The organism is Tepidimonas alkaliphilus (assembly GCF_007556595.1).
Taxonomy (GTDB): Bacteria; Pseudomonadota; Gammaproteobacteria; order Burkholderiales; family Burkholderiaceae_C; genus Tepidimonas; species Tepidimonas alkaliphila.
Genome location: NZ_VJNB01000005.1, coordinates 12,739 through 35,488 on the forward strand (window position 1 = coordinate 12,739; position 22,750 = coordinate 35,488).

Annotated in this window: 23 protein-coding genes; 5 read left to right on the forward strand and 18 right to left on the reverse strand. The window is 71.9% G+C overall.

The window, feature by feature from the left end; genetic code table 11:
- Window positions 1–29: 29 nt before the first annotated feature.
- Window positions 30–1,988: an excinuclease ABC subunit UvrC gene (uvrC, locus tag Talka_RS05935; RefSeq protein WP_185970080.1), complete on the reverse strand. Its 1,959-nt coding sequence runs from the start codon at window positions 1,986–1,988 to the stop codon at window positions 30–32.
- On the opposite strand from uvrC, the gene earP reads away from it, so the two are divergent.
- The 3 genes from earP (at window position 1,987) to Talka_RS05950 (ending at window position 4,776) form a co-directional block, all read left to right on the forward strand.
- On the forward strand, window positions 1,987–3,129 hold the full coding sequence (gene earP / locus Talka_RS05940; RefSeq protein WP_143890205.1) for an elongation factor P maturation arginine rhamnosyltransferase EarP: 1,143 nt from the start codon (window positions 1,987–1,989) through the stop codon (window positions 3,127–3,129). The genes uvrC and earP overlap by 2 nt on opposite strands.
- 93 nt (window positions 3,130–3,222) lie before the next feature.
- Window positions 3,223–3,777: an elongation factor P gene (efp, locus tag Talka_RS05945; RefSeq protein ID WP_143890206.1), complete on the forward strand. Its 555-nt coding sequence runs from the start codon at window positions 3,223–3,225 to the stop codon at window positions 3,775–3,777.
- A 90-nt stretch (window positions 3,778–3,867) separates the two neighbouring features.
- Window positions 3,868–4,776 carry an LOG family protein gene (locus Talka_RS05950; protein ID WP_143890207.1) on the forward strand — a complete coding sequence of 303 codons (909 nt, stop codon included), beginning with the start codon at window positions 3,868–3,870 and terminating at the stop codon, window positions 4,774–4,776.
- A gap of 44 nt (window positions 4,777–4,820) precedes the next feature.
- Here the strand turns inward: Talka_RS05950 and Talka_RS05955 are convergent, their stop codons facing one another.
- The 16 genes from Talka_RS05955 to Talka_RS06030 form a co-directional block, all read right to left on the reverse strand.
- Window positions 4,821–5,162, reverse strand: a complete 342-nt coding sequence (locus tag Talka_RS05955; RefSeq protein WP_143890208.1) for a Na+/H+ antiporter subunit G — start codon at window positions 5,160–5,162, stop codon at window positions 4,821–4,823.
- Window positions 5,163–5,175: 13 nt separating this feature from the next.
- Window positions 5,176–5,454, reverse strand: a complete 279-nt coding sequence (locus Talka_RS05960; RefSeq protein ID WP_246100596.1) for a K+/H+ antiporter subunit F — start codon at window positions 5,452–5,454, stop codon at window positions 5,176–5,178.
- A 3-nt stretch (window positions 5,455–5,457) separates the two neighbouring features.
- Entirely contained in the window at window positions 5,458–6,033 is a 576-nt protein-coding gene (locus tag Talka_RS05965; RefSeq protein ID WP_143890209.1) for a Na+/H+ antiporter subunit E, read from the reverse strand.
- Entirely contained in the window at window positions 6,030–7,679 is a 1,650-nt protein-coding gene (locus Talka_RS05970; RefSeq protein WP_143890210.1) for a monovalent cation/H+ antiporter subunit D, read from the reverse strand. The genes Talka_RS05965 and Talka_RS05970 overlap by 4 nt, the downstream gene beginning before the upstream one ends.
- Complete coding sequence (locus tag Talka_RS05975) at window positions 7,679–8,041, reverse strand: Na+/H+ antiporter subunit C (protein WP_221933860.1); 363 nt, start codon at window positions 8,039–8,041, stop codon at window positions 7,679–7,681. Before Talka_RS05975 ends, Talka_RS05970 begins: the two co-directional genes overlap by 1 nt.
- Window positions 8,042–8,043: 2 nt before the next feature.
- Window positions 8,044–10,878, reverse strand: coding sequence for a monovalent cation/H+ antiporter subunit A (locus Talka_RS05980; protein WP_143890212.1), 2,835 nt, complete (start codon window positions 10,876–10,878; stop codon window positions 8,044–8,046).
- A 118-nt stretch (window positions 10,879–10,996) separates the two neighbouring features.
- Window positions 10,997–11,320: a monovalent cation/H(+) antiporter subunit G gene (gene mnhG, locus Talka_RS05985; protein WP_185970081.1), complete on the reverse strand. Its 324-nt coding sequence runs from the start codon at window positions 11,318–11,320 to the stop codon at window positions 10,997–10,999.
- Entirely contained in the window at window positions 11,317–11,580 is a 264-nt protein-coding gene (locus Talka_RS05990) for an MrpF/PhaF family protein (RefSeq protein ID WP_143890214.1), read from the reverse strand. The genes mnhG and Talka_RS05990 overlap by 4 nt, the downstream gene beginning before the upstream one ends.
- A 3-nt stretch (window positions 11,581–11,583) precedes the next feature.
- On the reverse strand, window positions 11,584–11,943 hold the full coding sequence (locus Talka_RS05995) for a Na+/H+ antiporter subunit E (RefSeq protein ID WP_143890215.1): 360 nt from the start codon (window positions 11,941–11,943) through the stop codon (window positions 11,584–11,586).
- Window positions 11,940–13,403 (reverse strand): complex I subunit 5 family protein, encoded by a 1,464-nt coding sequence (locus Talka_RS06000; RefSeq protein WP_143890216.1) that lies wholly within the window; start codon window positions 13,401–13,403, stop codon window positions 11,940–11,942. The genes Talka_RS05995 and Talka_RS06000 overlap by 4 nt, the downstream gene beginning before the upstream one ends.
- The gene (locus Talka_RS06005) at window positions 13,400–13,837 is read right to left on the reverse strand and encodes a sodium:proton antiporter (RefSeq protein ID WP_143890217.1); all 438 of its coding nucleotides are present in this window, start codon (window positions 13,835–13,837) and stop codon (window positions 13,400–13,402) included. Before Talka_RS06005 ends, Talka_RS06000 begins: the two co-directional genes overlap by 4 nt.
- Window positions 13,834–14,289, reverse strand: coding sequence for an MnhB domain-containing protein (locus Talka_RS06010; RefSeq protein WP_143890218.1), 456 nt, complete (start codon window positions 14,287–14,289; stop codon window positions 13,834–13,836). The genes Talka_RS06005 and Talka_RS06010 overlap by 4 nt, the downstream gene beginning before the upstream one ends.
- Window positions 14,286–16,565, reverse strand: coding sequence for a hydrogen gas-evolving membrane-bound hydrogenase subunit E (gene mbhE, locus Talka_RS06015; protein WP_185970082.1), 2,280 nt, complete (start codon window positions 16,563–16,565; stop codon window positions 14,286–14,288). Before mbhE ends, Talka_RS06010 begins: the two co-directional genes overlap by 4 nt.
- Before the next feature lie 153 nt (window positions 16,566–16,718).
- Window positions 16,719–17,723 carry a 2-hydroxyacid dehydrogenase gene (locus tag Talka_RS06020; protein ID WP_143890220.1) on the reverse strand — a complete coding sequence of 335 codons (1,005 nt, stop codon included), beginning with the start codon at window positions 17,721–17,723 and terminating at the stop codon, window positions 16,719–16,721.
- Window positions 17,724–17,760: 37 nt separating this feature from the next.
- Window positions 17,761–18,528, reverse strand: coding sequence for a nitroreductase (locus Talka_RS06025; RefSeq protein WP_246100597.1), 768 nt, complete (start codon window positions 18,526–18,528; stop codon window positions 17,761–17,763).
- Between the two features lie 154 nt (window positions 18,529–18,682).
- The gene (locus tag Talka_RS06030) at window positions 18,683–19,660 is read right to left on the reverse strand and encodes a histone deacetylase family protein (protein ID WP_185970083.1); all 978 of its coding nucleotides are present in this window, start codon (window positions 19,658–19,660) and stop codon (window positions 18,683–18,685) included.
- A gap of 110 nt (window positions 19,661–19,770) precedes the next feature.
- Between Talka_RS06030 and Talka_RS06035 the strand changes: the two genes are divergently transcribed.
- Window positions 19,771–20,358, forward strand: a complete 588-nt coding sequence (locus Talka_RS06035; protein WP_143890221.1) for a phasin family protein — start codon at window positions 19,771–19,773, stop codon at window positions 20,356–20,358.
- Between the two features lie 97 nt (window positions 20,359–20,455).
- Here Talka_RS06035 and Talka_RS06040 read toward each other — a convergent pair whose 3' ends face one another.
- The gene (locus Talka_RS06040) at window positions 20,456–21,337 is read right to left on the reverse strand and encodes a patatin-like phospholipase family protein (RefSeq protein WP_143890330.1); all 882 of its coding nucleotides are present in this window, start codon (window positions 21,335–21,337) and stop codon (window positions 20,456–20,458) included.
- Window positions 21,338–21,554: 217 nt separating this feature from the next.
- Between Talka_RS06040 and Talka_RS06045 the strand changes: the two genes are divergently transcribed.
- Window positions 21,555–22,622, forward strand: coding sequence for an extracellular solute-binding protein (locus Talka_RS06045; RefSeq protein ID WP_143890222.1), 1,068 nt, complete (start codon window positions 21,555–21,557; stop codon window positions 22,620–22,622).
- Window positions 22,623–22,750 lie beyond the last annotated feature (128 nt).

A 22,750-nucleotide genomic window follows, 5' to 3' on the forward strand; every position in this document is an offset into this window, starting at 1 on the left:
CGCAGAAGGCGCTGGACACGGGGTTGATCTCAGCCGCGCAGCGCGCGGTGGATGGCCTCGGCCAGCGCGCGCGAGATGCCCTCGACACTGGCCAGTTCCTCCACGCTGGCCGCCGCCACGCCGCGCACGCCGCCGAAGCGCGCCAGCAGCCGCGCGCGCTTCTTCGGCCCGACGCCCGGGATGTCCTCCAGCCGGCTGGCGCCGGTGCGGACGCGGGCGCGGCGCGCGCGCATGCCGGTGAGGGCGAAGCGGTGCGCCTCGTCGCGGATCTGCGCCACCAGCAGCAGCGCCGCCGAATCCGGCGGCAGCGCCACCTTCGGCCGGCCGTCGGCGAACACCAGCTCCTCCAGCCCGACCTTGCGCCCCTGGCCCTTCTCGACGCCGACCAGCCGGCCGATGTCCAGCCCGAGCGACTCGAACACCGCGCGCGCCGCCGCCACCTGCGCCGCGCCGCCGTCGATCAGCACCACGTCCGGCAGCCGTGCGCCACCGACCTCGTCACCCCCTTGCTCGGCCAGCTGACCAGCCAGCCGGCCGTAGCGGCGCTGCAGCACCTGGCGCATCGCCGCCGGATCGTCACCGGGCGTGATGCCCTCGACCGCGTAGCGGCGGTACTGGCGCGGCTGCATCTGGTGCTGCTCATAGACGACGCAGGAGGCCATCGTGGCCTCGCCGGCGGTGTGCGAGATGTCGAACGCTTCGATGCGCAGCGCCGCCAGCGCCTCGGGGCTTGCCGCCTCCAGCCCCAGCGCCTCGGCCAGCGCGCGCGTGCGCGCCTGCTGCGAGCCTTCCTCGGCCAGCAGGCGCGCCAGCTGCAGCTCGGCGTTGGTCTGTGCCATCTCGAGCCACGCCCGGCGCTGCTCGCGCGGGTGGAACACCGCGCGCACGCGCACGCCGCTCTGCTCGGTCAGCGCCTCCAGCAGCGCCTCGTCCACCGGCGCGCCCAGCACCAGCAGCGGCGGCGGCGGCACGTCGGTGTAGTGCTGGGCCAGAAACGCCTCCAGCACGCGCTGCTCGGCGCTGGCCGCGCCGTCCACGTCGGCCAGCGCCGCACCGTCCTCGACGTGGGCCGGGAAGGTCGCCCGGTCGCCGAGGTGGCGCCCGCCGCGCACCATTGCCAGGTTGACGCAGGCGCGCCCGCCGCGCACCGCCACCGCGATGATGTCCACATCCTGATCGTCGTGGCTTTCCATCGCCTGCTGCTGCAGCACGCGCGAAAGCGCCCCGATCTGGTCGCGTACCTCGGCGGCTTGCTCAAACGCCAGCTGCCCCGCCAGCGCCTCCATGCGCGCCTGCAGCGCCTGCAGCACCTCCTGGCTGCGGCCTTCCAGAAAGTCGCACGCGGCGCGCACGTCGGCGGCGTAGTCGGCCGGGCTGATCGCGCCGACGCACGGCGCGCTGCAGCGCTTGATCTGGTGCAGCAGGCACGGACGCGTGCGGTGCGCGAACACCGTGTCCTCGCAGGTGCGCAGCCGGAACACCTTCTGCAGCAGCTCGATGGTCTGCTTGACCGCCCAGGCGTTCGGATAGGGGCCGAAATAGCGCGCGCGCCGGTCCACCGCGCCGCGGTAGTACGACACGCGCGGGTAGTGATCCGGGTTCGGCGCACCGGGCATCGCGCCGGCGCCGGGCGCGTCGGCCACCCAGGTGCTGAGGCCGACGCGCAGGTACGGGTAGCTCTTGTGGTCGCGGAACAGGATGTTGTAGCGCGGCTGCTGGGTCTTGATGAGGTTGCTCTCCAGCAGCAGCGCCTCGGCCTCGGAGCGCACGACGGTGGTCTCCAGCCGCGCGATCTTGCTGACCATGTGGCCGATGCGCGTGCCATCGTGCGTCTTCTGGAAGTAGCTGCTGACCCGTTTCTTGAGGTCGCGCGCCTTGCCGACGTAGAGCAGCTGCCCGTCGGCGTCGAAGAAGCGGTAAACCCCGGGCAGCGTCGGCAGCGCCGCCACCATGCGCCACAATGCGTCGTCGTGAACCGAGGAGGCCATGACCGCGGATTGTCCCTCACCCCTTGCCGCCCCGGCGCTGCGCTGGGATGTGTTCTGCCACGTGATCGACAACTGGGGCGACGCCGGCGTGGCGTGGCGCTTGTGCCGCCAGCTCGCCGCCGCCGGCCAGCAGGTGCGGCTGTGGATCGACGACCCGGCGCCGCTGGACTGGATGGCGCCGGGGGCCGCGCGCGGGATCGTGCCGGCCGTGGCGGTGCACCGCTGGCCGCGCGGCGCCGAGGCGCCCCCGCCCAGCGGCCTGCCGCCGGCGCAGGTGCTGGTGGAAATGTTCGGCTGCCACGTGGCGGACGCCTGGGTGCAGGCCCTGCTGCCGGCGCACGACGAGACCGGCTGCCCCACCGTCTGGCTCAACCTCGAATACCTGAGCGCCGAGCCGTGGGTCGAGCGCAGCCACGGCCTGCCCTCGCCGGTGCTCAGCGGCGCGCTGGCCGGCCGCACCAAGTGGTTCTTCTTCCCCGGTTTCACGCCGGCCACCGGCGGGCTGCTGCGCGAGGCTGATCTGGACGCGCGCCAGGCCGCCTTCGACGCCGCCGTGTGGCGCGCCGCGCACGGCGCGCACCCCGGGCCGTGGGTCAGCGTCTTCACCTACGAGCCGATGGCGCTGGCCGCGCTGCGTCACCAGCCGGCGCTGGCCGCGGCGCACTGGCTGGTGGCGCCGGGGCGCTGCGCCGCGCACTGGGGCCGGCTCGACGCCGCCGCGCCATTGCCCGCCGCGGCGCGCGTGACGCCCTGCGCGCCGGTGCCGCAGGACGCGTTCGACGAGCGACTGTGGGCCTGCGACCTCAACCTCGTGCGCGGCGAGGATTCGCTGGTGCGCGCGCTGTGGGCCGGCCGCGCCTTCCTGTGGCAGCTCTACCCGCAGGACGACGCCGCGCACCACGCCAAGCTGGCGGCGTTTCTCGCCTGGGCGGACGGCCCGCCTAGCTGGGCGGCGTGGATGCGGGCGCTCAACGACGCGCCCGGCGGCGCCGACCCGCCGCCGCTGACCGCGGCCGACCTGGCCGCGTGGACGGCGCACGCCGCGGCACTGCGCGCGCGGCTGCGCGCGCAGCCGGACCTGCTGAGGCGGCTGCTCGCCTTCGTCGCAGCCAAGCGGCGCGTTGGCGATCCTGCCGCATAGGGCGCGATACAATAGAAGCAGGTTTGGCCGCTGGCGGCGCTTGCCATGCGGCCTGCTGCTTTTGGATATCTTTAGACGGTCTCCATTCCTACCATGAAGCTTGCTCAAGAAATCCGCGCCGGCAACGTCATCATGCACGGCAAGGATCCGATGGTCGTCCTGAAAACCGAATACCAGCGCGGCGGTCGCGGCGCCGCCACCGTGCGCATGAAGCTCAAAGCGTTGCTGACCAACAGTGTCAGCGAGGTGGTTTTCAAAGCCGACGACAAGTTGGACCACATCATCCTGGACAAGAAGGAGTGCACTTACTCCTACTTCGCCGACCCCATGTATGTCTGGATGGACGCCGAATACAACCAATACGAGGTAGAAGCCGACAACATGGGCGATGCGCTCAATTACCTGGAAGATGGCATGACCGCTGAGGTCGTCTTTTACGAAGGCAAAGCCATCTCGATTGAGCTGCCGACCACCGTGGTACGCGAGATCACCTGGACCGAACCCGCCGTCAAAGGCGACACCTCGGGCAAGGTCATGAAACCGGCCAAAATCGCCACCGGCTTTGAAGTGATGGTGCCGATCTTCGTCGAGCAGGGCGACAAGATCGAAATCGACACGCGCACGGGCGAATACCGCAAGCGCGTCTAAACCCATCTCGCCACAGCCGCAGCCGCTACGCCGGCGACCGCCCCGAGCACGGCTGTTCGGCAAGACTTCATTTCCCTTGGTTCGCGCCTCATGGCCTCCGCGCCGCTCGACCCTGAGCACGACCTGCAAACGCACCGCCTTTCCGACGCGGGCATGGAGCTGCACCTGCTGTCCGACAACGGCTCCAGGCCGCCCGCAGACGCTTACCGATTGGCGTTTGCCGACCCGGAGTTTTTGCTGCGGCGCGAGACGCGCGGCATCCGGTTTCAGCTGGAGCTGCTCAAGCCCGACCTCGGCATGGCCGAGTTCGGCATTGAAAACACCATCGTCGTCTTCGGCAGCGCACGCTTCCGCGAGCCGGTCGAGGCCGAGGCGCTCTGGCAGGCCGCGCAGGCCAGCGGCGACGCGCAGGCGATCCGCCGCGCCGCGGCGCTGCGCCGCAACGCGCGCTACTACGACGAGGCGCGCCGTTTCGCGCAGCTGGTGGCGGCCTACAGCCAGTCGTGCCCGAAGGACAGCCAGCTCTACATCGTCACCGGCGGCGGCCCCGGCATCATGGAGGCGGCCAATCGCGGCGCGCATGATGTGGGCGCGCCCAGCGTCGGGCTCAACATCCTGCTGCCGCACGAGCAGGAGCCCAACCCCTACATCACCCCTCAGCTGCGCTTCAAATTCCACTACTTCGCGCTGCGCAAGATGCATTTCATGATGCGCGCCAAGGCGCTGGTGGCCTTCCCCGGCGGCTTTGGCACGCTGGACGAGCTGTTTGAGGTGCTGACGCTGGTGCAGACGCGCAAGTCGCGCCCGGTGCCGGTGTTCCTCTATGGCAGCGCCTATTGGAAGCGGCTGATCAACTTCGACCTGATGGTCGAGGAGGGCGTCATCTCACCCGAAGATCTGGACCTGTTCCGCTATGTGGACACGCCAGAGGAGGCATGGAACGGCATCCGGGCGTTCTACAACTTGCCGTCCGCCTGCCCCATCGATAGCGCCGTTTGACCCCGCGGTTCGCGAGCGGGCGTGCTCGCCATAACAGGCCGCCCTCATTCGCCACCGCGCATGCGCAGCGCCTCCCGCGGCAGCGGCGCGCGCGACGGCACGCGCAGGTGCAGCGCCGCCTGCGCCATCAGGCTGGCCGACACCGGCGCCGTCACGAACACGAACAGCGTGATCAGCAGCTCCGCCAAGCCGGGGCGCCCGTGCGCCAGCGTCACCAGCATGGAGGCGATCAGCACCCCGCCGACGCCCAGCGTCGAGGCCTTGGTCGGCGCGTGCAGCCGCATGTAGAAATCCGCAAAGCGCATCAGCCCGATCGCGCCGACCAGCAGGAAGAACGACGCCGCCAGGATCAGCAGCGCGGCCAGGTTTTCCAGCAGAGCCGTCATCGCCCGTCCTCCTTCACTCGATCACGTCGCCGCGCGTGACGTAGCGCGCCAGCGCCACCGTGGAGACGAAGCCCAGCATCGCCACGATCAGCGCCGCCTCGAACAGCAGCGCGGTGTCGTAGCGGATGTCCAGCAGGATGATCAGCGCCACCAGCCCCATGTAGAGCGTGTCCAGCGCCAGGATGCGGTCGGGCAGCTCTGGGCCGCGCAGCAGCCGCCAGCTGCACAGCAGCACCGCCACCGCCACCACCGCGGTGCCCACGTCCAGGGCCAGCATCAGCAACGGGCTCATCGCTCACTCCTTAAAGGGCGCGCCGCGCGCGGCATTCAGGTCAACGCGGAACACGCGCAGCAGCGCCGCCTCGTAGCGTGCCTTCATGTCGGCCACCATCGCGGCGGCGTCGTCGCAGTTGAGCGCGTGCACCAGCAGCTCGCCGCGGCGCTCGTCGATCACCGCCGACACCGTGCCCGGCGTCATCGTGATGATGCTGGCCAGCAGCGCGTTGACGCGCGCATGGTCGGTGGCCAGCGGCAGGCGCAGCCAGGCCGGCTGCAACCGCTGCATCGGCCCCAGCGTCAGCCGCGCCACGGTGACGTTGGCCACCACGATGTCCCACAGCACCACCGCCACCAGCCGCAGCACCGACGGCCAGTGCAGGCGGCTGGCATCGCCAAGGAACGGCGCCAGCAGCCGCGGCACCGCCCAGGCCAGCAGCAGCGCCGCCAACAGGTGCGCCAGCGCCAGGCTGTGCGCCAGCAACAGCCAGGTGAGCCCCAGCTGCAGCGACAACACCGGGTGCGGAAACCAACGCCGCCAGCCGGTCGGCGGCTGGCCGGGGCGCAGCGGCTCATGGCGGGTCGCCGGGTTCATCGGGCTTCCTCCTGCGCGGGGACGGCCGATGCCGGCACGCGGCCGTCATACGGGCGCGTGGTCGGCACCTGCGGGCCGCCGTGGCGCGCCAGCACCGCCGCCGCGTAGCCGGCCTTGTCGGTCAGCTGGCGCGCGGCGGCGTCGGTGTAAGCCTTGACCGGGGCGGCGCCCACCGCCAGCGCCACCGTCAGCGCCATAAAGGCCCACGGCGCGGCCAGCAGCCGGGCGCTGCCGCCGGCCGACGGCGCCGGCTGCGCCGGCTCGACATGCCAGAACATCACAATGCCAGCGCGCGCCAAGCCGATCAGCGTCAGGAACCCAACCCCCAGCATCACCGACCACACCCACGGCTGCGCCGGCAGCCCGGCCGAGCTCTGCAGCAGCATCACCTTGCCAAGAAAGCCCGGCAGCGGCGGCAGGCCGGCGGCGGAGGCCGCGCCGAACAGCATCATCACGCCGAGCAGCACCGGCTCGCGCACCGCCGGCGCCGGCTGCAGCCGGTCGCCGACCGCGCCGCGCTGCGCCGCGGCCAGCTCGACGAACAGGAACAGCCCGGCGATCACCACCGTGCTGTGCAGCGTGTAGTAGAGCGCCGCCGACAGCGTCTCCGGCGTGAACAGCGCCACGCCGGCGGCGATGGTGCCGACCGAGGCCACCGTCAGGTACGCCACCAGCCGCGCCAGCGTGTGCGCCGCCAGCGCCCCCAGCACGCCGAGCACGCTGGTCATGAGCGCCGCCGGCAGCAGCCACGGCTGCGCGGTCAGCGTGGCCGCGCCGGCGTCCAGCCCGAAGATCACCCAGTGCACGCGCACGATCGCGTAGACGCCGACCTTGGTCATCACCGCGAACAGCGCCGCCACCGGCGCGCTGGCCGCGGCGTAGGCGCCCGGCAGCCAGAAGTAGAGCGGCACCAGCGCCGCCTTGAGGCCGAACACCACCAGCAGGATCAGCGCCGCAGCCTGCGCCAGCCGCAGCTCGGCGCCCTGCAGCTGCGCCACCTTCAGCGCCACGTCGGCCATGTTGAGCGTGCCGGTGACGGAGTAGATGATCGCCAGCCCGATCAGGAACAGCGCCGAGGCGGTGAGGTTGAGCACCACATAGTGCACGCCCATGCGCAGCCGCTCGCGCCCCTGCCCGTGCAGCAGCAGCACGTAGGAGGCGATCAGCAGCACCTCGAAGAAGACGAACAGGTTGAACAGGTCGCCTGTGAGGAACGCCCCGTTGAGCCCCATCAGCTGGAAGTGGAAGATGGCGTGGAAGTGACGCCCACGCGTGTCCCAGCCGCCGCAGGCGTAGCCCAGCACCGGCAGCGCCACCGCCTGCGTCAGCAGCACCATCAGCGCCGCGAGGCGATCGACCACCATCACGATGCCGAACGGCGCCGGCCATTCGCCGAGCTCGTACACCGTCAGCTCGCCGCTGGAAGCGCGCGCCACCAGCGCCAGCGCCAGCAGCAGCCCCAGCGTCGCCGAGGCCAGGCTCAGCGCACGCCGGCGCGCCAGACGCGCCGCGCTGCCGTGGCCGCCGCCCTGGGCGGAGGGGCCGTCGTGGTCGCCGAGCAGCAGCAGCGCCACCGCCGTCAGCGACGGCAGCAACACCGACAGCACCGGCGCGTGCGCCTGCCAGAACGCCTGCAGCGCCGCCATCAGCCCTCCTCCCGGCGCGCGGCAGCACCCAGCGGCACCCCCGGCTCACGGCCGTCGACGTGGTCGCTGCCGTTCTCGTGCGCGCTGCGCAGCGCGAGCTCGACGATGAAGCCGGTGGTGGCAAAGCCGATCACGATCGCGGTCAGCACCAGCGCCTGCGGCAAGGGATCGACCACCGTCTCGCCGCTGCCGAGGATCGGATGCGCGTCGGTCCACAGCCGCCCCATCACGAAGATGAAGACGTTGACCGCGTAGCTCAGCAGCGACAGCCCCAGCACCACCGGGAAGGTGCGCCCGCGCAGCAACAGGTAGAGGCCGCAGGCCGTCACCAGCCCCAGGCCCGAGGCAACCAGAAATTCCATGCTCATCGTGCCGGCCCTCCCGCTTCGGGTCCGCGGCGCTCGTGCCCCTCGACGCTGGCCGAGCCGAGCATCGAGATCGTCAGCAGCGTGGCGCCGACCACCGTGAAATACACCCCGAGGTCGAACAGTGCCGCGCTTGCGAGCGGCAGCTCACCCAGCAGCGGCAGGTGCGGATGGCCGTGCGCGCTGGTCAGGAACGGCCGCCCGAACAGGAAAGCGCCGATGCCGGTGGCCCCGGCGGTGGCCAGCCCCGTGCCAATCCAGCGCACGTAACGCCGCCCGCCCCCGGCGCGCAGCGCGGCCTCGGCGCGCCGCTGGCCCAGCGCCATGAACTGCAGCACCAGCGCCACCGCCGTCACCAGCCCGGCGATGAAGCCGCCGCCGGGCGCGTTGTGCCCGCGCATGAAGATATAGACCGCCACCACCAGCGCCGCCGGCAGCACCACCGAGGCCGCCACGCGCAGCAGCAGCGGCGGCTCGGCGAACGTCCAGCGCCGCCCGCCCTCGTCCACCGCCGGCCGGTGCACGCGCATGCCCTCCAGCAGGGCCAGCACGCCGATCGCCGCGATCGCCAGCACCGTGATCTCGCCAAACGTGTCGTAGCCGCGGAAGTCCACCAGGATGACGTTGACGACGTTGGCGCCGCCACCCTTCGGCAGCGAGTGCTCGAGGAAGTACCACGCGATCGAACTGTAATCGCGCGTCAGCATCACCCAGGCGATCCAGCCCAGGCCCGCGCCGCCGGCGATCGCCAGCAGCGCGTCGCGCAGGCGGCGGTCGGAGGTCGATTCGCGCGGCGTGCGCGCCGGCAGCAGCGCCAGCCCCATCAGCAGCAGCACGGTGGAGACCAGCTCCACCGACAGCTGGGTCAGTGCCAGATCCGGCGCCGAAAAGCTCACGAACACCAGCGACGTCACCAGCCCGACGACGCCGACCAGCACCACCGCCAGGAAGCGCCAGTGGTGCAGCGCCACCAGCGCCACGCAGGTGGCCGCCAGCAGCGCCCACACCACCCAGGCCAGCGCGTTGGCCGGCAGCCGCTCGCGCGCGCCGGCGCCAATGCCCTGCCCGGCCAGCACCGCGGCGGCCACCACCACCGCCGCGCCGACCAGCCACGCCACGTAGCGCTGCAGCGAGCCGTTTTCCAGCGCCGCGGTGGCGCGCCCGGCCAGGCCGAGCAGGCCATCGATGGCGCGCTCGAACACCACGCGCCCCTGCAGCGGACCGAACCAGCCCTCCACCGCCAGCCCGTGCAGCCGGCGGCCGCGCTGCAGCGCGGCGTACAGCGCCACTCCGCCGGCCAGCGCCAGCAGGCTCATCACCAACGGCAGGTTGACGCCGTGCCACAGCGCCAGGTGCAGCTCGGGCAACGGCTGCGGCGCCACCATCGCCGCCGCCGCCACCTCCACCAGCGGGCCGAACACCGCCGCCGGCGCCAGCCCCGCCGCCACCGCGATCAGCACCAGCAAGGTGGCCGGCAGCCGCATGCCCAGTGGCGGCTCGTGCGGGTGCGGGTTCGGCACCTCGCCCGGCGGCCCGTGGAAGAAGGTGTCGTGCACCAGCCGCAGCGAATACGCCACGCTGCACGCGCCGGCCAGCGTCACCACCAGCGGCACGAACCACGTGCCGGTGCCCACCGCCTCGGCGAAGAACAGCTCCTTGGAGACGAAGCCGTTGGTCAGCGGCACGCCGGCCATCGAGGCCGCCGCCACCACCGCCAGCGTCGCCGTCCACGGCATCAGCACCGCCAGGCCGCCCAGCCGCCGCATGTCGCGCGAGCCGGTCTCGTGATCGACGATGCCGGCCACCATGAACAGCGGCGCCTTGAAGCTGGCGTGGTTGAGCACGTGCAGCAGCGCCGCCGCCGCCGCCAGCGGCGAGCCGAGCCCCACGAGGAACATGATCAGCCCGAGGTGGCTGACCGTGGAGTAGGCCAGCAGGCCCTTGAGGTCGTGCTTGAAGATGGCCACGAAGGCCGCGAATGCTACCGTGACCAGCCCGGCGCCCGTCACCAGCAGCTCGAACGTGCCGCTGCCGGCCAGCACCGGATGCAGCCGCATCAGCAGGAACAGGCCGGCCTTGACCATGGTGGCCGAGTGCAGGTAGGCCGACACCGGCGTCGGCGCCGCCATCGCGTCCGGCAGCCAGAAGTGGAACGGCCACTGCGCGCTCTTGGTGAAGGCGCCCAGCAGGATCAGCAACAGCGCCGGCACGAACCACGGGTCGGCCTGGATCTCGGCGGCGCGGCCGGCCATCTCGCTGATCTCGAACGTCCCGGCGACCCAGCCCAGCAGCACGAAGCCCGCCAGCATCGCCAGCCCGCCGCCGCCGGTCACCGCCAGCGCCTGCCGCGCCCCGGCGCGCGCGTCGGCGCGGTGGCTCCAGTAGCCCACCAGCAGGAACGACGACAGGCTGGTCAGCTCCCAGAACACCACCAGCAGCAGCAGGTTGTCCGACAGCACCACACCCAGCATCGCCGCCATGAACAGCATCAGCACGGCGTAGAACTTGCCGGGCGGATCGTCCGGGCCGAGGTAGTAGGCCCCGTAGACGACGATCAGCACGCCGATGAAGGTGATCAGCGCGGCAAACAGCCACGCCAGCCCATCCATGCGCAGGCCGACGTTGAGGCCGATGTCGGGCACCCACGGCAGGAAGCCCGCCACCGCCTGCCCTGCCCAGACCTGCGGCGCCTGCGCCACGATCAGCGCCAGGCTCGCCAGCGTGACGGCCAGCGCCGCCGCCACGGTGGCGGCGCGCGAGCGGCGCGACAGCGCCCACGTCAGCGCGGTGCCGACGACCAGCGGCAGCAGGATGATGGCAAGGAGGACGGCCATGACGACGGTGCGGGGTGGGGCGGGCACGACCCGGCGGCCGCGCCGCCGCGGCGGATGCCGCCGCGACCCCGCGATTGTAGGCACGCGCGGCGGCGCTTTTCGGCGCCGATGCGCGCGTTCAGGGGTGCTGGCCGCCGGCAGGGACGGCGCGGCGCACGTCGTCGTCCAGCCCGGCCTCGCGCACCGCGGCGCGCGCCAGCAGGTTGGAGGCCACCGGCAGCGTCGCCAGCAGGAAGCCGATCACCAGCAGCAGCCGCCAGGTCCACGCCCACTGCCCGGCCACCAGCAGCGCGCCCAGCGCCACCAGCGCCACCGCCAGCGTGCCGGCCTTGGTGGCGGCGTGCTGGCGCGTCAGCGCATCCGGCAGCGCCACCACCCCCCAGGCGGCCACCACCAGCAGCGCCGCCCCGATCCAAAGCAGCAGGTGCCCGAGCGCGCTCACGACGCGCCCCCCCGGTCCACCAGCCGCGCCCAGCCGATGGTGGCGACGAACCCCACCAGCGCCAGCCCGATGGCCACGTCGAGAAACACCGTGCGCTGCGTGGCCAGCGCCGCCGCCACGCACAGCGCCACCGCCGCCGCCAGCAGGATGTCCAGCGCCACGATGCGGTCGGCGTGGCGCGGCCCGCGCAGCATCCGCACCACCGCCAGCGCCGTGGCCAGCGCGGCCGCCAGCACCAGGATCGTCACCGTCACGCCCATGTTTCAGCCCTCCCGTCCGAACAGCGTCACCAGCCCCGGCTCGAAGTCGCGCCGGATGCCGCGCAGCACCGCCTCGGTGTCGGAGGCGTCCAGCACGTGCAGCAGCAGCTCACGGCGTCGCAGGTCGATGTCGATCGCGGTGGTGCCGGGCGTGAGCGTCACCATGCAGGCCAGCAGCGCCGCGCCCTGCTCGCTCATCGGCGCAAACGGCACCCGCACGAACGCCGCCGGTGGCGCGCGGCGCTTCAGCGTCGCGCGCCCGATCACGCCGACCGTCTGCACGCCCGACACCACCACCGCCACGAGGAAGCGCGCCAGCAGCGCCAGCGCTGCGGCCGCCTTGCGCACCGGCCCGGCCCTCATCGCGCCCCTCCGCCCAGCGTCCCGGCCGCCGCCAGCGCGTAATCGAGCAGCGCCTGCGGCCACAGCCCGATGGCCAGCGTGATGAGCGCAAGCATGAGCGTCGCCGCCCACGCCGGGCCCAGACGCGCGTCGCGCGGCGGCTGCCAGCCCGGCTGCGGGTGCGGCTTCCAGAACGCCTCCATCCAGATCTTCATCATCGAATACAGCGTCAGCACACTCACCAGCAGCGCCACCGCGGTCCAGACCAAGCGCCCCTGCGCCAACGCCTCCTGCAGCACCCACAGCTTGGACCAGAAGCCTGACAACGGCGGGATGCCGACCAGCGACAGCGCCGGTACCAGGAACAACACCCCGAGCCACGGGCGCGCGCGCCACAGGCCGCCGACGGCGCGCAGGTCGTAGCCACCGGCCAGCCGCCAGACCATCGCGGCGATCAGGAACAGGTTGGCCTTCACGACGATGTGGTGCAGCGTGTAGAACAGCGCCGCCGCATCGCCGGCCGGGCTGGCCAGCGCCACCGCCAGCAGGATGTAGCCGATCTGGCTGACGATGTGAAACGCCAGGATGCGCCGCATGTCCCAGTGGTAGGCGGCGCCCAGCACCCCCACCAGCATCGTGGCCGCCGCGATCCAGCCCAGCGCCTCGGCCAGCCAGGCGGCGCTCGCCCGCGGCGCCCAATCGGCCAGCGTGCGCAGCACCGCGTAGGCGCCGACCTTGGTCAGCAGCCCCGCAAACAGCGCCAGCAGCGGCGCCGGCAGCGTCGGGTAGGCCGCCGGCAGCCAGGCGAACAGCGGAAACGCCCCGGCCTTGATCAGCAACGCCAGCAGCAGGCCCGCGAGCGCCAGCGCCACCGGCCCGGCCGGCGCCTGCGGCAGCGCCTGCGCCAGCGCACCGTAGTTCAGGTGCCCGCTGACGGCGTAGACCATGCCGACCGCCAGCAACAGCAGCAGCGTGCCGACCAGGTTCAGCGTGAAATACTTGAACGTGCCGTCGAGCTGATCGGTGCGCCCGCCCAGCGCCAGCAGGCCCACCGCGCAGATCAGCATCACCTCGAACCAGACGTAGAGGTTGAACAGGTCGGCGGTGGCGAACGCCCCGCCGACCCCGGCCAGCAGCCCGTGCACCAGCGGCAGCTGCAGCGGGTGCGCCGGCCCCGGGTCGGCGTCGCTGGCCTGAAACGTCAGGCACGCCACCGCCATCACCGCGGTGACGAGCACCAGGGCCGCCGACAGCCGGTCCACCGCGAACACGATGCCAAACGGCTCGCCCCAGTCGCCGAACACCATGCGCGCCGGCGCACCCGAGTTGACCTGCGCCAGCAGCGTCAGCGCGCCGGCCAGCAGCGCCCATGCGCCGAGGTGGCTGACCACGCGTTGCGCCGCCGCATGGCGCTGCAGCAGCGTGGTGGCCGCGGCGGTGGCCAGCGGCACCAGCACCGGCACGGTGACGAGCCAGCTCATCGCGCGTCCTCCGCGCCGCCGTCGGCGCGCGGCGGCCACGCCGGCTCGAACGCCGGCGGCGTCAGCGGCGGCTTGACCGGGTCGGTGGCCGGCGGCTCGGCCTGGCGCAGCAGCGCCGCGTCGTCGCTGCCGACGCGCTGGATCAGCCGCAGCGCCAGCACCAGCGCAAAGCACACCAGCGCAAAGCTGATGACGATCGCGGTGAGCACCAGCGCCTGCGGCAGCGGGTTGGCCGCCTGCTCCAGCGCCAGCTGGCCGGGGGGCACCACCGCCGGCTGCGCCGATCCGAGCCGCCCGGAGGCGAACAGCGCCAGATTCACCGCGCTGCCGGCGATCGCCAGCCCCAGCACGATGCGCAGCACGTCACGCGACAGCGCCAGGTACACCCCAGCCCCCAGCGCCACCCCGACCGCCAGCGCCAATGCCCAGATCATCGATCCCCTCCCGCCGGCTCGCCGTCCGCCGCCGGCGCCTCGTCCAGCGCCAGCAGCGCCAGCGCATAGCCCGCCAGCGCCCCCCAGACGCACAGGTACACGCCGAGGTCGAACACCAGCACGGTGGACACCGCCACGCCGCCCGGCAGGCTGGCCCACAGGTGCGTCAGGTACGGCAGGCCGAGCCACCCCGCCGGCAGCCCCGACAGCAGCGCCAGCGCCACGCCCGCCGCCGCCAGCGCCTGCGGCGAGCGCAGCGGCAGGCGCCGCCGCGCCGCCACGGTGCCGCGCGCCACCGCCCACAGCACCGAGGCGCTGGCCGCCACCAGCCCGCCGATGAAGCCGCCGCCCGGCTCGTTGTGCCCGCGCAGCAGCACCCACAGCGACGCCGCCACGATCAGAACGTAGAGCGGCCCGGCCACCACCTCCAGCATCGGCGAGCGGCGGTTCATCGCGGCTCCTCCCGCGCCGGCGCCGCGCGGCGCGCGCCCCAGTCGCGCTGGCGCGCCAGCGCCTGCAGCAGCGGCCACGCCGCCAGCAGCGACAGCATCACCACCGAGATCTCGCCCAGCGTATCCAGCGCGCGGAAGTCCACCAGGATCACGTTGACGACGTTGCGCCCGTGCGCCTCGGGCACGCTGCGCGTGCCGAAGAAGTCCGACAGCGCCGCATCGAACGGTGTGGCCGCCGACAGCAGCAGCCACGCCGCCGCGCCCACCCCCGCGGCCAGCGCCAGCAGCGCGCGCCACGCCCGCGGCCCGTCGTCCACCAGCCCCGCCCCGTAGCCACGCAGGCGCAGCTTCATCAGCACCGAGGCCGCCACGACGACGAACACCGACTCGACGACGAACTGCGTCAACGCCACGTCCGGCGCGCCGGCGAACAGGAACACGAGCGCGCTGCCGTAGCCCGTCAGCCCCGCGGCCAGCAACAGCACCAGGCGGTCGCGCTGCGGCAGCGCCAAGAGCGCCCCGGCCGCCACCAGCAGCGCCCCGGCCAGCAGCCCGAGACTCGGCAGGGAGGCCGCCGGCCACGCCCAGCCTGCGGTGATGCTCACCCCCACCACCACGAGCGCCAGCACGACGACGGCCACCATCAGCCCGACGTAGCCCGGCAGCGCGCCGTGCTGCAGCGCGCGCGTGACGAGCGCCGCCAGCCGCGGGATCGCGCGCAGGGCGCGCTCGTAGTGCGCCGCCATCGCCAGCGGCGCCAGCCGCGCCCCCAGCCACTCCAGCGCGCGGTGCAGCGGGTCCCAGAACGCGAACACCGTCAGCCCCACCGCCAGCGTCACCGCGACCGACACGAGCGCCGGGCCGGCCTCCAGCGCCAGGGCCAGCGCCACCGCCTCGGCGCCCGGCGTCATCGCCACCGACGCCTCGGCGATCAGATCCTGCACGACGAACGGGAACACCCCGAGCACGATACCCAGCAGCGCCAGCACCAGCGGCGGCAGCACCAGCGCCGGCCCGCCCTCGTGCGCCGGCGGCGTCTCGTTGGCGCCGGGGTGGCGCCAGAACACGCGGATCGCCGCCACCGCCGCCACCGCCACCGCAATGGCGCCAAACACCGTGTGGGCCGCGCGCGCGAACAGCGCCGCTTCGCCGGCCTCCTTGGCCGCCAGGATCGCGTCCTTGGCGATGTAGCCGAACGACATCGGCATGCCGGCCATCGAGGCGCCGGCCAGCAGCGCCGCCGCCGCCGTCCACGGCATCGCGTGGCGCAGGTTGCCCAGGCGGTCGATCACGCGCGTGCCGGTGCCGTGGTCGACGTTGCCGGCGACGAAGAACAGCGGCGCCTTGTACAGCGCGTGCGCCAGCAGCAGCGCGCCCACCGCGATCGTCGCGCCCTCGCCGCGCAGCCCCACCAGCACCACCAGCGTGCCGAGCGTGGCCACCGTGGACCAGGCCAGGATGCGCTTGAGGTCGCGCTCGCGCAGCGCCAGCACCATGCCCCAGGCGGCGGTCAGCGACCCCACCGCCTTCAGCGTCCACTCCCACAGCTCCCAGTGGCCGAACGCCGGGTCGAGCCGCGCCAGCAGGTAGACGCCGAGCTTGACCATCGTCGCCGAATGCAGGTAGGCCGACACCGGCGTCGGCGCCGCCATCGCGTTGGGCAGCCAGAAGTGAAACGGCCACTGCGCGCTCTTGGTGAAGGCGCCGGCGAAGATCAGCAGCAGCGCCGCCACCAGCGCAGGGCTGGCCGGCAGCTGCGGCACGATGTCAATCAACGAGCTGATCGAGCTGGTGCCGGCCGCCTGCGCCAGCAGGATGAAGCCGGCCAGCAGCGCCAGCCCGCCGGTGCCGGTCACCAGCAGCGCCTGCTGCGCCGAGCGGCGGCTTGCGGCCTGCTCATGGTCGAAGCCGACCAGCAGGAACGACACGAGGCTCGTGATCTCCCAGAACACGAACAGCGTGAACAGGTTGTCGGCGGTGACGCAGCCGATCATCGCCACCATGAACACCGTCAGCAGCGCATAGAGCCGCGCCTGCTGCGGGTGCCCGGCCAGGTAGCCGCCGGCATAGACGAACACCGCCGTGCCGATGCCGGTGATCATCAACAGCATCAGCGCCGCCAGCCCATCGACGAGGAACGCCAGCTCGATGCCCGCCGCCGGCACCCACGGCCAGCTCAAGCGCAGCGGCAGCTCGTGCGCCGACAGCAGCACGAGCAGCGCGGCCAGCGCCGCCGCCGGCAGCGCGACGAAAGCCGCCCGCGCCGCCACACTCATGCCTTCACCGCCAACGGCTTGCATCGATGGGGCCATGGTTGGAAGAATAGGGAATCGACAATTGTGGAGGGTCGGCCCGCGTCGCGCTCCTCCGCTCACGCCATGCCCCCGCCTGCCGTGCGATTCCAACAACAACGGCCAAGTTCCCGGCTTTCAGCCGCGCCGCCGCGGCGGGTGGTTCACCGGCGTCAGCGCCCGCCCCTGCGTCAGGAAGGCGATCAGGTTGTCCGCCGCCAGATCGGCCATCGCGCGCCGCGTCGGCACCGTGGCGCTGGCGATGTGCGGCGTCAGCACCACGTTGGGCACCTCCAGCAGCCCAGGGTGGACGTGGGGCTCGCCTTCGAACACGTCCAGCCCGGCGGCGGCGATGCGCCGCTGCCGCAGCGCCTCGGCCAGCGCGGCGTCGTCGACGATGCCGCCGCGCGCGAGATTGACCAGCACCGCGGTCGGCTTCATGCGCGCCAGTTCCGCCGCGCCGATGATGTGATGGTTCTCGGGCGTGTACGGCAGCACCAGCACCAGGTGGTCGGACTCGCGCAGCAGCGTGTCCTTGTCCACCCAGGTGGCACGGCAGGCCGCCTCGGTGGCCGCATCCAGCCGGCGCCGGTTGTGATACAGCACGCGCATGCCGAAGCCGTGCGCGCCGCGGCGCGCGATCGCCTGCCCGATGCGGCCCATGCCGAGGATGCCCAGCGTCGTGCCGTGCACCTCGGCCCCGGCGAACAGGTCCACGCTCCAGCGCCGCCACTGGCCGGCGCGCAGGAAGCGCTCGCTCTCGGTCAGCCGCCGCGCCGCCGCCAGCAGCAGCGCAAAGCCGAAGTCCGCCGTCGTCTCGGTCAGCACGTCCGGCGCGTGGGTGCCGACGACGCCGGCGGCATCCAGCGCCGCGACGTCGAAATTGTTGTAGCCCACCGTCATGTTGGCGACGATGCGCAGCCGCGGACAGGCCTCGAGCAGCGGCGCATCCACCCGCTGCGTGCCGGTCAGCAGCGCGCCGTCCTTGCCCTGCAGGCGGCGGATCAGCTCCTCCTGCGACCACTCGTCGTCGGCGTCGTTGGTCTCGACGTCGAAGTGCGCGCGCAGCCGCTCCACCGTTTCCGCAAAGATGCGCCGCGCCACCAGCACCGCCGGCCGCACGTTCCCCGCCTGCTCCGCCATCGCCCGTTCCTCCTAGGTCCTGCCGCGTGCGCGGCCCTCACTCGACCCAGCGCACGAAGCGCTCCAGCGGCTCGCGCGGCGTCACGAAACGGTTGACCGGCGCGTCCTCGTCGGCCCAGCCCAGCGCCATGCCGCACACCAGCAGCTCGTCATCCGAGGCGCCGATGTGCGGCAGGATGATGCGCGCGTAGTGGTTCCACGCCGCCTGCGGGCAGGTGTGCAGCCCGTGCGCCCGTGCCACGATCATCAGGTTCTGCAGGAACATGCCGGTGTCCACCAGCGAGCCGCGCCCCATCACGCGGTCGATCGTCACCATCAGCCCCACCGGCGCGTCGAAGAAGCGGAAGTTGCGCTGGTGCTGCGCGTGCATCCTGTCCTTGTCGCCCTTGCCGATGCCGAGCAGCCCGTAGAGGCCCCAGCCGTTTTCGCGCCGGCGGTCGAGGTAAGGGCTGACCCACCGGCTGGGATAGTAGTCGTACGGCTCCTGATACTCGGCGGCCAGCGCCGGATTGGCGCGGATGGCGTCGTGCGCGGCGCACACCTGCTCGCACAGCGCGTCGCGCGCGCGGCCCTGCAGCACGTAGACCTTCCAAGGCTGGGTGTTGGTGCCCGAGGGCGCGCGCGCGGCCACCGCCAGCAGGCGCTGCAGCAGCGCGCGCGGCACCGGGTCGGGGCGGAACGCCCGCACCGAGCGGCGCGAGACGATCGCCGCCTCCACCTGCGTCGGGTCGAGCGCGCGCCGCTCGGCGCGCAGCGGATCCAGCTCCAACGGCGGCAAAGTCGTCCAAGCGGAATCGGCCATCATGAACCCTCCATGACCCAAGCTTTTGATGGCGCCACGGCCACAGCACTGCAGGATGGGCGACGCAACGATCAGCCCCGGCTCCCTGGCTGCAAGCCCGCCAGGCGGCAAGCGCCCCAGCTTGGGCATTCTGCCACTCTCATGCGGGCAGGCCGCATCACGCCGGCGACGCTGGGCTTGCCGCGGGCCGGCTTGCGCGTTGCGCGCGCCAGCGCCGCCAATAGTCCAGCGCCACCGCAAAGGTGCGCCGCTGCACGCGCACCGTGGTGGCGATGTCGTGACCGTAGCCGCCGGCCATGGCCATCGCCACCGGCACGCGGCGCTGCCAAAGCCATTCGAACACGCGCCGGTCGCGCGCCTCCATGCCGTCGTCGGTCAGCTTCAGCCGCCCGAGCCGGTCGCCCTCGTGCGGGTCGGCCCCGGCCAGGTAGAGCGCCAGATCCGGCTCGAAGCGGCGCTCCAGCTCCTGCAGCGCCTGCTCCAGCGCCGTCAGGTAGTCGTCGTCGCCGCAGCCGTCCGGCAGCTCGACGTCGAGGTCGCTTGGCTCTTTGCGGAACGGAAAGTTGCGCGCCCCGTGCAGCGACAGCGTGAACACCGTCGGGTCGTCGCGGAAGATGCGCGCGGTGCCGTTGCCCTGGTGCACGTCGAGGTCAATGATGGCCACCCGCAGCGTGCGCGCGCGCGCCGCCGGGCTGCGGCGCGCCCACTCGGCCTGCATCAGGCGCGCGGCCACCGCCGCGTCGTTGAAGACGCAAAAGCCCCCGCCCTTGTCCGCGTAGGCGTGGTGCGTGCCGCCGGCGATGTTGGCCGCCACCCCCTCGGCATCCAGCAGCGCGGCGCGCGCCGCCTGCACGGTGGCGCCGACCGAGCGGCGCGCGCGCTCCACCATCGCCGGGCTCCACGGAAAGCCGATTTCGCGCTGCGCCGCCGCGGGCAGCGTGCCCTGCTGCACCGCCTCGATGTAGGCCGGCGTGTGCGCCAGCGCCAGCTCGCCGTCGCTGGCCGGCAAAGCCTGCCGCAGCCGAAAGGCGGCATCGGCGGCCAGCGCGTCGCGCAGCAACCGATACTTTTCCATCGGGAAACGATGGCCCGGCGGCAACGGAAGCACGAACTCGGTAGCGTAAAACACCAGCATCGCCGCCAGTGTGCCAAAGCCGCTTGCACCCGGTGGGCTTGCCAAAATCGTGACAACTTTTATAATGAGTCAAATGCTGCGCCGCAGCAAAGGCATTTCAGGAGGACGCCATGCTCACCCCCGAACAACTGGCCGCCGTGCACAAAGCGCATGCGGAAACGCTTTTTGGCCTGACGCGCCAGGCGCTGGAAGGGGTGGAAAAGCTGGTGGAACTCAACCTGCAAGCCACCCGCGCCGCGCTGCGCGACGCGGCGGATCAAACGCAGGCGCTGCTGTCGGTGCGCGATGCGCAGCAACTGCTGCAACAACAGGCCGCATTGATCCAGCCGCTGGCCGAAAAAACGCTGGACTACAGCCGGCGGCTAATGCAAATCGTGCAAGACACTGGCGGCGCCTTGGCCCAGGCGGCCGAAGAGCAATCGGCTCAGGCTCAGGCCAAATTGCAAGCCGTGGTCGAAAATGTGGCCCGCAACGCGCCCGCCGGCACCGAGCCGGCGGTAGAAACCTTGCGGCACACCGTGCAGGCCGCCACCCAGGCCGTGGCCGCCGTCCAACAGGCGCTGCGTCAGGCTGCCGATTTGGCCGAGCGCCAAGCCGAGGCAGCCTCCGAACAAGTTCACCAAGCGGCCACCGATTTGGCGCAGGCTATCGCACCGCAAGCCGGCAGCCGCGCGCGTGCGGGGCGCCGCAGCGGGTGATGCCTTCCCGTTGCTTCCCAGTTGTCTCCTCGGGTCTCTTCGAGTCCTGAACTTTCAGGGACCCTTGGCCCCCGGCCCGCAAGGCTCGGGGGCTTTTTTAGCTGGACAGCGGCACGCGGCGCGCCTGCAACTGCTGGCGCAGGCGCGGCAAGGCCGCCTCCATCGCCGCGCGGCCCGCCGCGATGCTGCGCTGGCGGGCCGCAAAGTCGGCGCTGCCAATGCCGTCCAGCGCCGGACGCACCAGCACGTCCGCGCGCGCCAGCACGTGGCGGTTGATGGTCTGCCCCATGATCGTGAAGGTCTGCAGCAGCACGCGCACCGGGTCGGTCTGCGCCAGCGGCTCGGCGGGGCTGGAGATGTCCACCGCCAGCACCAGCTCCGCGCCCATCTCGCGCGCCTGCTCCACCGGCACCGGCGCCACCAGCCCGCCATCGACATAGGCGCGCCCGCCGATCGTCACAGGCGAAAACACGCCAGGCACGGCGCTGGAGGCGCGCACCGCGGTGGCGGTGTCGCCGCGGCGAAACAACACGCCCTGTCCGCTGGCCAGGTCGGTGGCCAAGATGCCCAGCGGCAGCGTCGCCTGCTCGATCAGCCGCCCTTGCACCATGCGGTGCACGTAGCGCGCCAGCGCCTCGCCGCGCAGCAGGCCGCGGTTGAACAGCGGCACCGTCCAGTCGGCGATCGTGGCCTCCTCCATTTCCAGCGCGGCGCGCTCCAGCTGCGCGCCGTCCATGCCGTGCGCATACAGCGCCGCCACCAGGCTGCCGGCGGAGGTGCCCGCCACCGCATCCGGCCGAATGCCGGCGCGCTCCAACACCTGGATCACCCCGACGTGGGCAAAGCCGCGCGCTGCGCCGCCCCCGAGCGCCAACCCCAGCCGGGGCGGACGCGTCGGCGTCGGCAGCGGCGTGGTGTCCACCGCGGGCGGCGCCACGGGCGGGGGCCCTGCACAGCCGGCCAACAGCGCCGCTCCCATTGCGCTCACGGACCAGCTCAGGACACGGCGACGACCGACATGGTCGGGGAATGACAACATCCGGTCACTCCTCTCCATAATAAAAATCATTCTCGTTTGTGGTAGGATATAGCGGTCACGGTGCATGAAGCAAGTTCACCCTACGCCATGGATGAAACGCCCCCCTCTGCGCCGTTGCGCCGACCTTGACATGACATCTGCACGAGGAGTTCCACCCATGCCTTTCAACGGCACCTTCAGGTTAACCCGCCGCCTGACCTGCGGCTTGCTGGCCACGATCGCGTTGGCCACGCCGCTCACCTACGCTCAAGACAAGGTTTTGCACGTCTATTCGGCTCGCCATTATCCCGGGGATGAGCAGCTCTACGCTGCGTTCACCCAAGCCACCGGCATCCGGGTGCAGCGGGTGGACAGCGACGACAACGGCGTCATCGCTCGTCTGCGGGCCGAGGGCGCCGCCTCCCCCGCCGACGTGGTGCTGCTGGTGGATGCCGCGCGCATGGCGCGCGCCGACGCTGAAGGGCTGTTCCGCCCTATCAAATCGCCCAAACTCGATGCGGCCATTCCCCCTGAGCTACGAGCGGCCCCGACGCCTGACGGCGTGACCTGGACCGGCTTTTCAACCCGGGCCCGGGTTATTGTCTATGACCCGCTGCGCGTCAAAGCCGAGGACGTGGCCACCTACGAGCAATTGGCCGACCCCAAGCTTAAAGGGCTGCTGTGCACGCGCAGCGGCTCGCATCCCTACAACCTTTCGCTGTTTGCCACCGTGGTGGAACGGCTGGGCGACGAAAAAGGCCAACAATGGCTGGCCGGCCTGGTGGCCAACATGGCGCGTCCGCCCAAAGGGGGCGACACTGACCAGATCCGCGCCGTGGCCAGCGGTGAATGCGGGGTGGCGCTGACCAACAGCTACTACCTGGCGCGTTTGGTCAAGTCCGACAAACCGGAGGACCGCCGCGTGATCGAGCGCGTGCGCGTGGTCTTCCCCAACCAGGCCACCACCGGCACGCACGTCAACATCGCGGGCGCGGCGGTGGCGCGCCACGCCAAAAACCTGGACGCCGCCATCGCCTTCATGGAATTCCTGGCCAGCCCGCAGGCGCAAGAATATTTCGCCAACGGCAACAACGAATACCCCGCCGCGCGCGGCGTCAAGGTGGACAACCCCGCGCTGCGCGCCATCGGCGGCGAGCGCTTCAAGGCCGACACCATTCCGTTGAACGTGGTGGCGCGCAACTTGCCCAAAGTGCAGCAAATGCTTGATCGCGTCGGCTATCCCTGAACCGATTGCGCCGACGTCGTCCACGACTCTCCTGGCAGAGTGCCCGCAAGGGTGCTTGGCGCCGCGCTCTCAAGGCCGGCGCTTTTTTTGCGCCTATGATTGACGTTGACGTTAACGTCAAGTCACAG

Coding starts and splice junctions, on each gene's coding strand:
- Talka_RS05970 (WP_143890210.1), bottom strand. CDS start 7,679: ATGGCGGCGCTGCAGGCGTTCTGGCAGGCGCACGCGCCGGTGCTGTCG.
- Talka_RS05965 (WP_143890209.1), bottom strand. CDS start 6,033: ATGAACCCGGCGACCCGCCATGAGCCGCTGCGCCCCGGCCAGCCGCCG.
- Talka_RS06005 (WP_143890217.1), bottom strand. CDS start 13,837: ATGATCTGGGCATTGGCGCTGGCGGTCGGGGTGGCGCTGGGGGCTGGG.
- mbhE (WP_185970082.1), bottom strand. CDS start 16,565: ATGAGTGTGGCGGCGCGGGCGGCTTTCGTCGCGCTGCCGGCGGCGGCG.
- earP (WP_143890205.1), top strand. CDS start 1,987: ATGACCGCGGATTGTCCCTCACCCCTTGCCGCCCCGGCGCTGCGCTGG.
- Talka_RS06035 (WP_143890221.1), top strand. CDS start 19,771: ATGCTCACCCCCGAACAACTGGCCGCCGTGCACAAAGCGCATGCGGAA.
- efp (WP_143890206.1), top strand. CDS start 3,223: ATGAAGCTTGCTCAAGAAATCCGCGCCGGCAACGTCATCATGCACGGC.
- Talka_RS06020 (WP_143890220.1), bottom strand. CDS start 17,723: ATGGCGGAGCAGGCGGGGAACGTGCGGCCGGCGGTGCTGGTGGCGCGG.
- Talka_RS06010 (WP_143890218.1), bottom strand. CDS start 14,289: ATGAACCGCCGCTCGCCGATGCTGGAGGTGGTGGCCGGGCCGCTCTAC.
- Talka_RS06040 (WP_143890330.1), bottom strand. CDS start 21,337: ATGGGAGCGGCGCTGTTGGCCGGCTGTGCAGGGCCCCCGCCCGTGGCG.
- Talka_RS05990 (WP_143890214.1), bottom strand. CDS start 11,580: ATGGGCGTGACGGTGACGATCCTGGTGCTGGCGGCCGCGCTGGCCACG.
- uvrC (WP_185970080.1), bottom strand. CDS start 1,988: ATGGCCTCCTCGGTTCACGACGACGCATTGTGGCGCATGGTGGCGGCG.
- Talka_RS05955 (WP_143890208.1), bottom strand. CDS start 5,162: ATGACGGCTCTGCTGGAAAACCTGGCCGCGCTGCTGATCCTGGCGGCG.
- Talka_RS05960 (WP_246100596.1), bottom strand. CDS start 5,454: ATGAGCCCGTTGCTGATGCTGGCCCTGGACGTGGGCACCGCGGTGGTG.
- Talka_RS05975 (WP_221933860.1), bottom strand. CDS start 8,041: ATGGAATTTCTGGTTGCCTCGGGCCTGGGGCTGGTGACGGCCTGCGGC.
- Talka_RS05995 (WP_143890215.1), bottom strand. CDS start 11,943: ATGAGGGCCGGGCCGGTGCGCAAGGCGGCCGCAGCGCTGGCGCTGCTG.
- Talka_RS05950 (WP_143890207.1), top strand. CDS start 3,868: ATGGCCTCCGCGCCGCTCGACCCTGAGCACGACCTGCAAACGCACCGC.
- Talka_RS06045 (WP_143890222.1), top strand. CDS start 21,555: ATGCCTTTCAACGGCACCTTCAGGTTAACCCGCCGCCTGACCTGCGGC.
- Talka_RS05980 (WP_143890212.1), bottom strand. CDS start 10,878: ATGGCCGTCCTCCTTGCCATCATCCTGCTGCCGCTGGTCGTCGGCACC.
- Talka_RS06000 (WP_143890216.1), bottom strand. CDS start 13,403: ATGAGCTGGCTCGTCACCGTGCCGGTGCTGGTGCCGCTGGCCACCGCC.
- Talka_RS06025 (WP_246100597.1), bottom strand. CDS start 18,528: ATGATGGCCGATTCCGCTTGGACGACTTTGCCGCCGTTGGAGCTGGAT.
- Talka_RS06030 (WP_185970083.1), bottom strand. CDS start 19,660: ATGCTGGTGTTTTACGCTACCGAGTTCGTGCTTCCGTTGCCGCCGGGC.